The following is a 14,381-nucleotide window of genomic DNA, read 5'->3' as shown; positions in this document are numbered from 1 at the left end:
AGTAATTCTGTTTTACAAAAGGGCTGCCTTGAAAGCAGCCCTTTTTTGATTCTTATCCTATCCTGCCCAACCGTACGATTTCATCAAAATCATCGGGCATTACCGTATGCTCGGCAATTTTGTTCACCCGTTCAAAGCCGCATACATTGCATCGGTGCAGGATCTGATATCCTTTCCTGCTGTTATAAACAACTCCTACGGGCTTCATCAGCCCCTTACAGCCGCTGCTCCTGTCACCCGGAATTCCGTCCACATGCAAGGAATACAGGCAGAAAGGACAGTGGTTCCGATAACTTCCGTTGGACAGCGGCAGGACCTTCTTCCCGCAATGTCCGCAGATAAATCCGCAATTTTCTTGTTCTCTGCTCACACCGAGCCCTCCTAATATTTGAATTTTCAAATATTAAGGGGCGGGGTTCTGTTCTTTCTTGGATTTTATCCCTCCGGGCTTGATAAAAGCATTGACCTATTCTCCGCCATTCTCTGGAAACGGCGAATACTTCTGCTTCCTGCTTCACAAGGGCCTGTCGCATCCCCTGATCCGAACTGTTACCGACTTTATATTGTATCGGTCAATGTATGGCAGTCCTAACCACCATCCAGCAGTAGGTGTATCTTAAATCTCACCGGCTCAGGCTTCATCCCCCGTTAGTATGTGAGCACAGTACACAGGCAAAATCTTCTCATTTCTCCTCCTTATATTGTCTCTTTGGTCTTCAGTAAATCTTAAGTTGCAGTTCTCATTATAAGGTCAAAATATACATTGTCAAGAACATACCGAATATACCCAAAATCAATATACTCCGCTTCTCTGTACCGAGATATAATTCATAATCAGCTCCACCGCATCGTAGCGGGAGATACTGCTCTTCGGATTAAACCTCTGCTCATTATCCGCCTTCACCAGTCCCAGACCCTTGGCCAGGGCAACTGCACCCAGATACTTGGTATCAATGGAAGCTTCATCGGTAAAGTCAGTTTTATAGATACCCTTCAGCTGTGCCAGCTTATCTAAGCCAAGCTTGGAAATAAAGATCTGAGCCGCTTCTTCCCTCGTAATCAGCCTGGTATCCTTCTGGCCTGCCTGGGCGGTATCGGTATAATAACCGTATCCGATCTTATCCATCAGCTCATTCAGCTCGCCTGCCGTAATCGCCTGCTCCGGCAGGAATTTGCCGCCGTCAAAGCCGATGTTCATATCTGCAAGAAGCAGGATATTGCGGTAAAGCTTCTCATCCGTAACATCTTCATAGGTATAGGACTTCGCCGCCTGATACGCCTTGCCGTCATAATCCAGCTGCTCTCCGGTAAAGGGAGAGATTGCGGAGGGGTTGACATCCGGACGGTATACAAGACGTACTTCATATTTTATGGAAGCAGGACTGCTACTTTTTGAATCATATTCCCCGATCTGGTTAATCTCATATTTCAGCCCGTAGCCTTCCTTCGCCAGATAGGCATCCATAGCCTTGGCAGCATCCATAGCGCCCTTGGTGGACTCAAAGCTAACGCTGTCATCCCAGTAGGAGCCAAAGGAATAAATCTTGCCTGTCACGCCGTCCACGGAACCGTAAAGCCGGTTGTTGGGATACTCTACTCCTTCATTAGTCCGGTTATAGAGATAGGAATAGCCTCCGTATACGCTCTGGTTATTCTTATAATAGACGACATAATCATTACTGGCCTCCGACAGAACCGATTTACTGAAACGGTCCTTTGCCTGCGCCTTCATAAACTTCTCCAGAACTGCTCTGGCTTTTTCTATATCATGGGGAACCTTCACTTCGGTCCACTGGTGCTTCACTTCGTCATAATAGCTCTTTACAGAAGCATGGAAGCTTAAAATCTTACCGGTTACGCCGTCTACCGTAGCATAGGCATAGGCCCGGTAATAGCTTGCATCCTTCTCATAATTGATCTCTCTCGGATCATTCAGACTGATATTCCAGACATAGGAGGCTTTTCCGCTGCTGTCCGTCTGCTTGTTCAGGGTTGCCGACTGCAGAACGAGATTTTTATCCAGATACAGAGCAGAATTACTGGTTACCGCTTCGATGGCTTTTTCCTTGGTAATGACCTTTCCCAATTCCTCGATCCGGGCCAGCTCCTCTGTGGTCAGCTGAAGAGACATGTCTCCGCCCATTGCCATTTTCGCGCTCTCCGTTTCCATCGCCGCAAAGTTGTCCTTTGCTCCGGTATCCCTCCATTCCGCCTTGTTCAGATATACCTCTCCGGTGACCGCATCAACGGAGATATAGGGCAGCGTCGGCTCATATACCAGAAACGCCTTCTTCGCCGTCCGTGCTATGTCTTCATATATGGGAATGTATCCATAGCCTGAACGGTATTCCAGCTTCATCTGCATACTTTCTTTGATCTTTTTAGAGGCATCCTCCAGGGACAGCTTCGTCGCTGATGACGGTATCTTGGCATCATACAGCCAGTTGACCGTAAGGGCGGTAACCTCTCCCGTGATGCTGTTCACCGACACATTGACATAATTCTCAGGGAAGGGGATGCCCTTCTCCACTCTCTGGAAATGGTATCCATAGTTTCCGTTGTACACACCGTCGAAATCCACGCTGATGTAATTCAGCTTTCCAAAGGTATCCGGAACGGTTTTGGTAATGAAATCCTCAGCCGTTTTCTTAAGCTCCTTCCTCAAATACTTGGATACCCCGGTCTCCCGGTTGGAATAATCGGACTTGTAGTAATCTATGATATGGAAATCCTTATCACAGCTGACGCTAATCCGTGCATTCCCGTCCTTGGTTCTCCAGTTCATGTTCCAGTATGCACCGGAGTAGGAGCCGAAATCATTAAAATAGTAATCAAATTCCGAATATTCTGCCGGAATCATAATCTTGGACTTAACCATCTTAATCGCCGCCTCAAGAGCCGCCTGGGTGGGCTGCTCTGAACTTCCCCCTGGGGTGGAAGCCGCAATCAGATTCCTCTTTTCCTCTGATACAGTTACTACGGGTGCTTTATCTTCTCCTGCAGCTGCGATGATATCCGCAACCGCGTCCTCTTCTGCTATTTCCGCTGCAATCCCTGCCTTCCCGGCAGTCTCAGCCATGGCCAGCGCTCTGGGCATCGGCAAAGAAGATACCAGAACAACACCGCTTACCATTAGTGCAATCATTTTCTTCATAATACCCCTTCCTTTCATTAAAATAGATTTCAGAATTCATCCTTTCCTCAATTAGACGATGAAAAAAATGCCAGGGTTGCATGTTTTTGTATATCACATAAAAATTTTTCACTTATGGTTTTTTACCCTTGCAGTATCGGGGTTAGTTTGCTATACTCTCTAATTATTGCCGTCTTGATACTCACTAGAAAAAACACCGGAAAATAAGAGGAGTCCATTCATATGATGAATAAGAAAAATAAATATCAGAAAACAGTCTATGCCTGCTTTATTGGCTATATCGTACAGGCAATTATCAATAATTTTGTCCCGCTGCTTTTTCTCACCTTTCAGCAGACCTATCACATTCCCCTGTCAAAAATCACAATGCTGGTTACAATCAACTTCGGAATACAGTTAACCGTGGATTTACTGGCCATATCCTTTGTAGACAAGATCGGCTATCGCATCTCCATGCTGATCGCACATATCTTCCCGGCGGTCGGGCTGGCATCCCTGGCCGTGCTGCCAGATCTCTTCGCCGATCCCTTTGCCGGCATATTGATTTCGGTAGTGATCTATGCCACAGGCGGAGGATTGCTGGAGGTTCTGGTAAGCCCCATCCTGGAAGCCTGCCCTACGGACAATAAGGAAAAAGCAATGAGCTTGTTACACTCCTTCTACTGCTGGGGCCATGTGGGAGTCGTCCTGATCTCCACCCTGTTTTTCCGTATCTTCGGGATATCCAGCTGGCGGATGCTGGCGGTAATCTGGGCCATTATTCCACTGATGAATGCCATCCTCTTCGCAAAGGTTCCCATCGCTTCCCTGATCAAGGACGGCGAGACCGGACTGACACTGAAGGAGCTTTTTTCAATTAAAACCTTCTGGGTGCTGATTCTGATGATGGTATGTGCCGGTGCCAGTGAGCTGGCGGTCAGTCAGTGGGCCTCCACCTTTGCAGAGAAAGGTCTGGGAGTGAGCAAGACGGTTGGCGATCTGGCCGGTCCCATGGCCTTTGCGGTCTTCATGGGACTATCCCGGGTATTCTATGGGAAATATGGTGATAAAATTAATCTGGACCGTTTTATGACCTACAGTGTATTCTTATGCATCTTCTCCTACCTGGGAATCTCCCTGATTCCCATTCCCGCCCTGGGGTTATTGGGATGTGCACTGTGCGGACTATCTGTAGGTATTTTGTGGCCGGGTACCTTCAGCCAGGCCTCCGCTTCCATTAAACGAGGCGGTACCGCAATGTTTGCACTGCTGGCGCTGGCAGGCGATCTTGGCTGCTCCAGCGGTCCTACCCTGGTAGGATTGGTTTCCAGCCGTTTCGGTGATAATCTGAGGCTGGGGATTCTGGCGGCAATTCTCTTTCCCGTATTAATGCTGATTGCGATCTACGGAAATAAAAAACTAAGAGCATAAATAGATAGGAAGGATGAGCTCTTATTTCCTCATGGTTTTACAGTTAATCTCCTGACCAGAATGCCACCTGCTCCTGAATCAGCCTGGTCAGCATCTCATTCGCCGTATCAATTCCTGCCGCTTTAAAATCATTCTGCATCTTATCCCAATTGGCATCAAATTCGCCTTCCTTAGACATAACGCAGGCGATCAGTCCCGGCCAGGCAATTTCATCCAGCCTTGTAACATGGCTGCTGAATTCATCCGGTACATTCTGTCGATAAATCGGTGCATAGGGAGGAATATCAAATTCATCGGGCTGAGGGAAGATATCAATCAGCAGATCAACGCCCCACGCTTTCCTTGCTTTGTTCTGGATGTCCGTATAATTCATAATGACGGAATCCTTTGAGGTTGTGGTATAGGTTGACCCGGTAGAATCCACCACACCATCCCCATAGCACGGCCAAGGATAGTTATGAAGTCCGATACCGGTTTTATCCTTGTAATCCACCTCTTCCCGGGATCTTCTGATCTCATCTTCCGTTCTGTATCTGTGTCCGTTCTCATCAATAAAATAATTTACATCCTTCAGCCCCCAGTGAATCAGCACCTGCGCTTCATCGGTACAGAGCCAGTCCAGGAACTTAACCGCTCTGACGGGATCCTTGCAGGCCTTTGTAATGCCGACTCCCCAGCCGACGGTAAGGCCCTGGTTCATTAATGAGGCTGCCTTCTGATCTTCCCTCATGGTTACAGGAAGCCCCGCATAATTTCTCTCTGATTTTCCGGCGGCTCTCAATGCCGTCTCGGCCTCCGCATAATCCCAATCGGCATCCATCAGTCCCAAAACGCGTCCGGAGGAAATCTTGGCTATATAATCGTCATGTGTCTGTGTGGCAAAATCCTTATCCAGAACCCCTTCCAGATACATCCGGTTCAGCCACTGATAATATTCCTTCTGACCTTCCGCGGCATGTTTGTAAGTCGCCTTGAAATTGTTTTTGTCATCTATAATCCACTGTCCGTTATCCGGTGAAGCGTTGGCAATGAATCCGGAGGGATTTGACAGGGTAATATACCAATGCCAGTCGGAACAGGATAAGCTGATACCAATGGTTTCGAGACCGTCAATCCGGGGATTGGCTTCCCTATAATCCTTGATCATCTCCCCATACCGCTCTAAGGTTCTGGGAATCTCCCAGTTATTGGCCTCCAGCACTGCAAACTGCAGCTGCGCGGTTCCGCTGGAACTGTAATAGGTTCCTCCGACACGATTGCTGGACAGCTGATAGATACCGGGATCTTCCTTCGTATAACGTAGCTTGTTATACTCCTCCCCGTACAAGGCTTTGATATTCGGCCCATACTGATCGATCAGGTCTGACATATCAATTAAAGCTCCCGCATAGACCAGGGCGTCCGAATCCCCCTTTGCAAAAATCAGATCCGGATATTCCTCCGATGCGATCATGAGGGCGATTCTCTGATCATCGCCGTCCACAGGAAAATCCAGCTCCAAAGTTACTCCGGTCCGCCTTGTAATCTCCTGTGCCACAGGATCGATCCAGGGATCTTCTTTACTTCCGTCGGCACTGTAAAATGTGAATGTGATGGGTTCCAATGTCCCGGCTCCCGGTTCTGTCGCAGAAGAGCCGCTTTTTGTTTCGGATATGCTGCATCCGGCCGGCATAACCGTCAGCATGCACATCAGCAGCAGCCATGTCCCCCTTCTTCTTTTCATTTACATAACCCTCCCCTTAAATATTCTCCGTATCATAAGCCCCCCTTTGCTGCTTACCTGCGCGGAATACTGATCTGTACCACTGTTTTTACCATGGGCTCGCTTTGTATGGTGATTCCATATTTCTCACCATACATCAGCTTTACTCTCTGGTTTACATTTCTTAATCCGATATGACTTCCCATCTTATCAGGAGCCGACTGAATGCTCTCTCTCATCTCCTGCAGTCTTTCTTCCGAAAACCCGATCCCGTTATCCATTACCTGAATACGGACGGTATCCTCCCCTTCGTCCACCAGAATTTCAACATGCCCGGCTCCCTTCTTCGTCTCGATTCCATGAACCATGGCATTTTCCACAATGGGCTGAAGGATCAGCGGAATGGTATAAATCTCTTCCGCATCACAATTCACCTGGATATGATAGGTAACCCGGTCCTCAAACCGGTACTTCTGTATCTTCAGATACGCCTCTACCATGGCCAGCTCCTGCCGCAGCGTCACCCGCTTATCCTTAACCTGCAGATTATGGCGCATGATTTTGCCCAGCATCTTGGTGATATCCTCGATCTCATACTCTCCGTTCACTCTTGCCTTCATCCGGATTGTCTCCAGGGTGTTGTACAGAAAATGCGGATTAATCTGGCTGGCAAGCATATTGTATTCCATCTCCTTCTGCCTGCTGTACAGTATCTCTTTCTGAATCTGCTCTTCCGAAACCCGGTTAATCAAAGCTTCTATATTATTAATCATCAGGCTCAGATCATCATAAAGGGAGCTTATCTCATCCTCTCCCCCGATCTTCTCCGCAATATCGAACTGTCCCCGGGAGGCTTTATGAATCTGTATCTTGAAATTATTGACTCTGCTGCTGAAATTCCAGGCAAAGATACTGATAATCGAAATTGCGAACACGAAGCTCCCCATAATAATCAGTATACTTTGCTGGCTCTGCTGGTTTGCCTTTTTCAACATATCCTTATAGGGCCGGATGCTTACCACGGAAAGCTTATCCACAAGACCGGTATACACCACGGGGATCACGGTCAGCACCGCATCCTCCCCCTTGTACAGCACATTTCTGCTTTTTTCATTCTCCGGCATTTCTTTTAACAGGGACAGCAATTCGCCCTTCTCCGTGCCTTCCGAATTACTATAAACCACTTCATCATTATTTAATACCAACACGGTTTCCGTATCATGCCCCCGCAAAGGAAACAGAATTCGTTCCTCCTTCATTGCGATGACGGCAATCCCCACCGTGCCTCCCTCCTTGGTCCGGATGATTCGGGAAAAGGAAAGGTATTTCTTATAATTCAGGGAATCTCCGTGAAATTCACAGATTAATCTTCCGTTCTCACTCAAGGTCTTCCGGAACCAGGGCAGCTGCCTCACCTCGTCGTCAATGATGGCTACCCTTAGATTCCGGGACAGGGTAGGATTATTGAAATAGAAGCAGACATTCTCAATCTCCTGGTTATAGTACAGCAGGCAGACATTTCGAAGAGTCTTATTCATTTCATTGTAATCGTTGACCAGCTCTTCCGAACTGTAGTATTGATGTGTCCCCAGCTTTTCTATGATTTCAAGGAAATACAGCCGCCTCGAAGCCTCCGCTATGGATCGGACATTCTTATAAATTCCGTCTCCTATCAGCTGAAGCTCTGAAACCTCTGAATCCTTATTTTGCTGAATTAAAATGTTCTTCGTCCCATTAATCAGATACAGGCTGACAAACAGCATCGGAAGGAAACCGCCTATAATGTAGATCAGAAACATCTTTCTCCTTATGGTAAGCTCCTTCTGTATCCATACCCATCCTTTACCCTTCATACCTGTCCCCTATGCCGGCCTGCCGTTTTACGGCACCCTCTTTTTCTTCGCTCTTACTTTATTCCGGTGCTTATACTCGTACATTCTCCCATCTGCAACGCTTAATAAATCATTGACCGTTAGAGCATTGTCCTGGCTAATCTCAATCAAACCATAGCTGAAGCCTCGGTGGTAATGGCTCCCCTCCAGCAGCCTGGAGCCAATCAGGGCAGTTCTCAACGCTTCCATCTTTTCCTTTGCTTTCCCTTCTTTCCAGCCTTGAGCCAGAACCATGAATTCATCTCCGCCCAGCCGGCACAGAACCGCGTCGGAGGAAAAGCTTCGCAGAGCCTCCGCCACTGCCACAATATAATTATCGCCCTCGGAATGTCCGAAGCTGTCATTTACATATTTCAAATTGTCAATATCCACAAAGCAAAGAACAAATGCCCTGTGCTCCGCAACCCACTCATTCAGTTCCTGCATACCGTAGTGGCGGTTATACAGGCGGGTCAGACGGTCCGTATAAGCGATGTCATGCAAATCAGCCAGATACTCCTTCTCCGTGCTTACATCCGTGAACATAAATGCAACCGCGCAGCGCCCCCGCCAGCTGATAGGATGTATTTCCGCCGCAAAATACTGAAAGCTGCCATTCCCCTGTAATTTCAGCTCCGCCGTAAAGGGCTGTCGGCCATTCTCCCTCAAGGCCTCCGCCTGCTGCTTCATCCAAAGGTGAAGCTCCGGTTCAAATTCGGAATCCTTGAGAACCTGTCCGGCACATTGATTAAAAAACAGCCATTCAAAAGTTGTTCCATTCATCACAATGATCCACTGGGAAATCTTATCGGTAATAACCTCCAGCAGACTGTTGCTCTGTTCTAACGCCCTGGCTTTACGCCGTCCCTTTTCAATTTCCTCCAGAAGTGCCGCACGCTGATACTCCAGATGTTCCGTCATCTGGTTAAAGGCATCGGAAAAATCTCCCATAAAATCAATGCGGTGCTGATAGTCTCCCTGGGCTACCTGCTGTGCCTGCCAGGCTATATGCTTCAGCTTTGCGTGCAGATCCTTCAGCGGTGCCGCTATCTCATTTTCCTGAGGAGGAAGCCAGGTATCAAGATTCCCCCTGGAAAGGGCTCTGGCCAGCGTTGCATTCTCCTGAATGCATTTTGCCAGAAATGTCATACCGCTCCCAAGCTCCCGGAAGTCCTCGGACAGCTTCTCCAAATCCAGACTGGCCTGGGACGGATGATAGATTATATCCCTCAGATAGTTAAATAACAGCTGTGCATTGGGATTCATAAGGCTGCCCCTCCTTTCTTTCTTCCGGAAGCGTACACCTAATCAGTGACTTTAGCTTCAAATCGGCAGGTTCTGTTGCCGGATGCCCAGCAATCCACTTCCCGGACCTCATACTTTCTGCCGGTATATGCCTCAAGGATACCGGAGATAAAGCCCTCGTCATAATAGCACACCGTTTCGTCGCTTATCGGCAATCCGCTGCAATCCAGATCCTGCTCCACCGTGAGCGTGGCATCGCCGCTGGCAATGTCAAAATGCTCCATGCGCAAAATACCGATCTTTAAATCCCGCAGAGAGGTCTGCAGATTAGCAATAAAAGCGCTGAAATCCACTTTTAAATCCAGAACATTCTTAGCGAACTCACTCCCGGCTAAAAATCCTGCTTTGCGAAAATATTCATTGGCCGTATCCTCCCCCATCTCCCTGCTTAGAACATCCAGCATGGTGTATTGCATGAGGCGGTATACCAAGACCGGCATATCCTCGCCTAAATCCTCACGGCCTGCCTTAATGTCACCAATGTTTTCCCAGGAGAACACGCTATGTTTTTTTCCTGCCAAAAATACATTTTCCATATACACTTGCCCCTTTATTCGTTAAAATTGTTACAAGTCAGCTTGCCGGCGTTCAATCCATACAGTTTATAGTCGATAGGTTTTATACAAGTTATTATAGTGGATATTCGGGTACTTTCATAGGGGGGAACTGCAAAATTTATTCTGCTTTTCCCTTTCCTGTGATTATATCTCATAATCCGATTAATTTCTACAATTTCTGAGGAATAAAACCGAATCTTTTTAATGAAACATGGAAATAATACAAAGTGTATCATAGTATGTTTTTATGTAGCATTTCAAAAGCTATTGTAAGTAAGGTTAATTTTGTAAACTTATAACATACAAACAAACGTCACAGGCTACAAAATCGAGGTGAAATCGAATGCGGCAAGGATTAGGCAAAAGAATAAATCAGTTACGCAAGAGTAAAGGCATGACCTCTGAGCAGCTATCGGAATTGTGCGGAGTAAATGCAGTGCATATCCGCAGAATTGAAAGCGGAGGTAGTCTGCCCAGTTTTACTCTTTTTGTGAAGATATGCAATGTGCTAGGAACCTCGGCAGACTATCTGCTGGGTGAGCTTCTGAATCATCCGGTCATACCGGACAATGTAAAGCAGCTGGGCAAGCAGCTGAAGCATCTGTCGCCGGAGCAGGTGGAAATGATCAATGAGATGGTGGAGGTAATGATCCGGCACACCACGAAAGAATAACAAAGAATAACAAAAACAGGTGAATTTTCTTATTTTTTGTCTTGCTTTTCTCTTTTTGTATCCTATAATGATACTTAGGTAATTGTAATGTTACAAAAGGAAGGATTAGAGAGAATGACAGAAAAAGAAAAATCAATGTTAATTAAACAAGCCGGAAAGCTCTATTTATTGGGACTAACCGTAGAAAACCACAGAGAACAGCTGCGGCAGCTGGTAGAGGAAAGGATGCCCTATGATTCTCCTCAGATGAAAACGGCTCTCGCTAAATTTGAAGCGGCTGACAGCGAGTGGAAACGGTTGGAGCAGGAATATTTAAAACATAGGGAACAGCTTGCAATAAAAAAAGAAAACAGGTATTAATTCCATATTAGAGCAGAGAAAGACCCGGAACCACAGAACCTTCATTCCCATGATTCCGGGTCTTTTCCCGGGTCTATTCTTCGTTCAGCTTAAAATTAGAAATAAGTTCCTTTAGAAGGGTTGACTGACTTGACAGCTCCTGGCTTGCCGCAGCACTTTCTTCCGCAGTGGCGGCATTGGTCTGCACCACATTGGAGATCTGGTTTACTCCCTGGCTTGCCTGTACAATGGAGGTGGCCTGCTCGGAAGAAGCCGCCGCTATTTTGTCAATCAGAAGCACCGCTTCTTCGGTCACCGCAGCGCTCGCTCTTAAAGAGGCTGCTGTTTTGTCCGTAATCTGCACACCGCTCTGTACGGTTACAATGGTTTCCTCAATGAGAGCAGCCGTGCTTTTGGCAGCTTCTGCCGATTTGGCAGCCAGACTTCTCACCTGTTCTGCAACCACCGCAAATCCTTTTCCGGAAGCTCCGGCTCTTGCCGCCTCAATTGCAGCATTGAGGGCCAGAATATTGGTCTGAAAGGCGATATCGTCAATCACCTTGATAATCTTGGAGATCTCAGAGGATTTCAACGTGATCTGATCCATGGCGGCAACTACGCTCTCCATCTGATCATTGCTGTCCTGCAGCTCCCTTCCCGCAATCTCTGCCTTGTCACTTGCCTGCCGGGCATTTTCTGCGTTCTGCCGGATTCGTGACGTGATCTCTTCAATGGTTGCAGACAGCTCCTCCGCCGCGCTTGCCTGCTCGGCGGCTCCCTGGGAAAGCGCCTGGGCTCCCATTGCCACCTGTTCTGATCCGCTGGCCACCTGCTCCGCCGACTGCCTTACCTGCTGCATTATATAGTTCAAATTAGAGAGAAGGGATTCCATATTCAGCTTCAGCTTTTCAAACTGTCCCACATAATCCCTCCTCAGCCTGACCGTAAGATCGCCCTCGGAAATGCGCATCAATGCGTCGGACATCTCATCAATGTATCCCTGGTAATTTACCAGTCTTTCAATGGTGAGATTAAATGCCTGGGCCAGCTGTCCCACTTCATCACGGGATTTTACCGAAAGCTGTACATCAAAATTGCCCTCGGCAATCTGCCGTGCAGCCTGCGTCACCTTCTTGACCGGCTTTGCAACCTTGGAACTTACAATATAAGTAATGACAACGCCTGCCGCAATTGCCGCAACACATATGGCAATCAGAATTTTCTCAAGGAACCTTACGCCCTGCATTGCTTCCTGTTCTTCCATCTCCATAACCACGATCCAGGGACTGCCTTCAACGGGTGCGAAGCCCGCAACCAAATCCACTCCGTCATAAGAATATTCTCCGCTGCCCACCTCTCTTTTGATCATGTGATTCTCTGTAAGATCCGCCAGCGCCCGGAGGGACTCGTCATTCTTGGCCTCCTCTATGACATTTTCCTGTCTGTAAACCAGCTCAACATCCTTTTCCGCTACCGTCACGCCCTGATTGTTGATCATATATGCATAACCCGTCTGCTTATAGGAGGCACTCTGCACGATATTGTTCAAGGCCAGGCCATCCTTCCTTCCGTAAAATACCCCTTCCACCTGCCCGTTCTTATAAACCGGAGCGGCATAGATCAGTACCAGCTCCCCGGTAGCGCTGCTGATAAGCAGATCGGAAGCCATGGGCTCCCCCTTCAGCGCCGTTTGGAAATAGTCGCGATTCGCTATATTCGTCGTCTCTCTTTTGGAATTGAATACCGTGCTGTTTCCGTTTTTATCAGCATAGGCAAATGCCAGATAGCCGGACCGCTCCGCTTCTGTTTCATAAAAAGCAATCCTCTGCTCCAGAGAGACCTCCTCGTCCAAAAGCATTGTATTCTGGGCAAGGGCATACACATACTTCAGTTCACCGTCTCTTCTGGACTGGATGTATTTTGCCTCCTCTTTTGCAATCTCCATTAAATTGGTATATGTTTCCTCCATCAGGTTTTTGCTGATAACACTTATGGATATCACACTTATGCTAACGATCAGAGAAAGTATCACTGCTGTAAATATAAGGACCAGTCTTGATTTTATTGATCTCATACTATCCGCTCCTTTCTTTTGTATCGCCTTCATTTTATCATACAAAATCCAAGAAGCCAACAGCCGCTTATCTCTCCGGTCTAGTATAAATTAACTATATACCTAATCCATATCCATGGTTCGGATGCCTGTTTTTCCCCTCTGCCTGCTATCCTTGGCGCTCGACATCTGCTTGCTCCATTGCTTTTCCCGGATTTTTTCCTTCATCCTCCTCCGATGTTCAAAGCTCACCTGCTCCTTCTGGAGCTTTAACCAGCTTTCCCAGCGTTTCTGATCCAGAGTTCCGTTCTTTAAGGCAAATCTCACGGCACACCCCGGTTCATTCCTATGCTTGCAATCCTGAAACCGGCACTTTCTCACCGTCTCCTCGATATCTCCGAACATTACCTCCATTCCGGTATCCGCTTCCCACAGGGATAGAGAACGCATACCCGGTGTATCCAGTATTAGCCCTCCGTCGGGAAGAAGCACTAATTCTCTGTGAGTTGTCGTATGTCTTCCTCTGTCATCCTCCCGGATCTCACCTGTTTTTAAGAGTTCCTCCCCCGCCAGATAATTGAGAAGTGTCGATTTTCCCACGCCGGAGGATCCCAGCAATGCTACGGTTCTTCCAGATGCAAGATATTTTCTGATTCCATCGATCCCTTCTCCTGTTACGCAGCTGACAGCATGCACCTCCACACCGGGAGCAGAGGTATGGACAATGGCTGTTTTCTCCTCTGTATCATCGCAGCAGTCCGCCTTAGTCAGTACCACCACCGGTGTTGCACCGCTCTCCCAGGCTGTAATCAGATACCGTTCCAGCCTTCGCATGTTAAAATCCCGGTTAAGAGATTGAATCAGAAAAACCGTATCTACATTGGCAGCCACGATTTGTTCCTTTAGTTCAATTCCCGCAGCGGCCCTTGAAAATTTTGTCTTCCTGGTTAATATAAAGCGGATCTGATGCATTCCGGCATCTTTGACATATTCCAGAGCGGCCCAGTCTCCGACAGCCAGAAGCAGAGCTTCTCCCTGCTTATTTACCGGTCTGTTGACGGAAAGCTCTCCCTCCTCCGTCATTATACGAAGGATCTGGCCGTAGTCAGCGATCACTCTTCCGGGAAACATTCCTGCTGCCGACTTCTCGTTCCATTCCTTTTCAAAAAAATCATTCCATCCATAGTCATTTCTATTCATTCATTAATTCCTTCCATACTGTTGTTTGTATCTGTTATTTGCATTTGTTGTTTCCATCTGTTGCTTTTACCTGTTGCTTCTCTGATATTCTTCTTCGTCTCACCGGATTAAGGGCGG

The 14,381-nt window shown here is 47.5% G+C and carries 11 protein-coding genes and 1 other annotated feature; of the genes, 3 read left to right on the top strand and 8 right to left on the bottom strand.

What is annotated here, in order from left to right; translation table 11 throughout:
- Positions 1-52: 52 nt before the first annotated feature.
- Both HNQ56_RS11535 and HNQ56_RS11530 read right to left on the bottom strand, forming a co-directional pair.
- The gene (locus tag HNQ56_RS11535) at positions 53-370 is read right to left on the bottom strand and encodes an RNHCP domain-containing protein (protein ID WP_429145992.1); all 318 of its coding nucleotides are present in this window, start codon (positions 368-370) and stop codon (positions 53-55) included.
- Between the two features lie 95 nt (positions 371-465).
- Positions 466-609 (bottom strand) — a sequence feature (16S ribosomal RNA rRNA prediction is too short).
- Positions 610-793: 184 nt separating this feature from the next.
- Positions 794-3,154, bottom strand: a complete 2,361-nt coding sequence (locus tag HNQ56_RS11530) for a YcdB/YcdC domain-containing protein (RefSeq protein WP_429145989.1) — start codon at positions 3,152-3,154, stop codon at positions 794-796.
- A gap of 225 nt (positions 3,155-3,379) precedes the next feature.
- Between HNQ56_RS11530 and HNQ56_RS11525 the strand changes: the two genes are divergently transcribed.
- Entirely contained in the window at positions 3,380-4,564 is a 1,185-nt protein-coding gene (locus HNQ56_RS11525; RefSeq protein WP_429146437.1) for an MFS transporter, read from the top strand.
- Positions 4,565-4,607: 43 nt separating this feature from the next.
- Here the strand turns inward: HNQ56_RS11525 and HNQ56_RS11520 are convergent, their stop codons facing one another.
- The 4 genes from HNQ56_RS11520 to HNQ56_RS11505 are packed head-to-tail and all read right to left on the bottom strand — an operon-like array spanning position 4,608 to position 9,978.
- Positions 4,608-6,287 carry an extracellular solute-binding protein gene (locus HNQ56_RS11520; RefSeq protein ID WP_429145986.1) on the bottom strand — a complete coding sequence of 560 codons (1,680 nt, stop codon included), beginning with the start codon at positions 6,285-6,287 and terminating at the stop codon, positions 4,608-4,610.
- Positions 6,288-6,340: 53 nt separating this feature from the next.
- The gene (locus HNQ56_RS11515) at positions 6,341-8,119 is read right to left on the bottom strand and encodes a cache domain-containing sensor histidine kinase (RefSeq protein WP_429145984.1); all 1,779 of its coding nucleotides are present in this window, start codon (positions 8,117-8,119) and stop codon (positions 6,341-6,343) included.
- Positions 8,120-8,146: 27 nt separating this feature from the next.
- Complete coding sequence (locus HNQ56_RS11510; protein ID WP_429145982.1) at positions 8,147-9,403, bottom strand: sensor domain-containing diguanylate cyclase; 1,257 nt, start codon at positions 9,401-9,403, stop codon at positions 8,147-8,149.
- A 38-nt stretch (positions 9,404-9,441) separates the two neighbouring features.
- Positions 9,442-9,978, bottom strand: coding sequence for a V4R domain-containing protein (locus HNQ56_RS11505; protein ID WP_429145979.1), 537 nt, complete (start codon positions 9,976-9,978; stop codon positions 9,442-9,444).
- A gap of 364 nt (positions 9,979-10,342) precedes the next feature.
- Here HNQ56_RS11505 and HNQ56_RS11500 point away from each other — a divergent pair, with 364 nt between their 5' ends.
- Together HNQ56_RS11500 and HNQ56_RS11495 are read left to right on the top strand one after the other, a co-directional pair.
- Positions 10,343-10,672, top strand: coding sequence for a helix-turn-helix domain-containing protein (locus HNQ56_RS11500; protein ID WP_429145977.1), 330 nt, complete (start codon positions 10,343-10,345; stop codon positions 10,670-10,672).
- 135 nt (positions 10,673-10,807) lie between these two features.
- Positions 10,808-11,032, top strand: coding sequence for a hypothetical protein (locus HNQ56_RS11495; protein WP_429145974.1), 225 nt, complete (start codon positions 10,808-10,810; stop codon positions 11,030-11,032).
- 73 nt (positions 11,033-11,105) lie between these two features.
- Here the strand turns inward: HNQ56_RS11495 and HNQ56_RS11490 are convergent, their stop codons facing one another.
- Together HNQ56_RS11490 and rsgA are read right to left on the bottom strand one after the other, a co-directional pair.
- Positions 11,106-13,085, bottom strand: a complete 1,980-nt coding sequence (locus tag HNQ56_RS11490; protein WP_429145971.1) for a methyl-accepting chemotaxis protein — start codon at positions 13,083-13,085, stop codon at positions 11,106-11,108.
- A gap of 102 nt (positions 13,086-13,187) precedes the next feature.
- The gene (gene rsgA / locus HNQ56_RS11485; RefSeq protein ID WP_429145968.1) at positions 13,188-14,264 is read right to left on the bottom strand and encodes a ribosome small subunit-dependent GTPase A; all 1,077 of its coding nucleotides are present in this window, start codon (positions 14,262-14,264) and stop codon (positions 13,188-13,190) included.
- Between the last annotated feature and the right edge of the window lie 117 nt (positions 14,265-14,381).

The organism is Anaerotaenia torta (assembly GCF_050433395.1).
Classification (GTDB): Bacteria; Bacillota; Clostridia; order Lachnospirales; family Lachnospiraceae; genus Mobilitalea; species Mobilitalea torta.
Note: the sequence above shows the minus strand (reverse complement) of the source record. Positions and strands in the feature narration are given on the sequence as shown.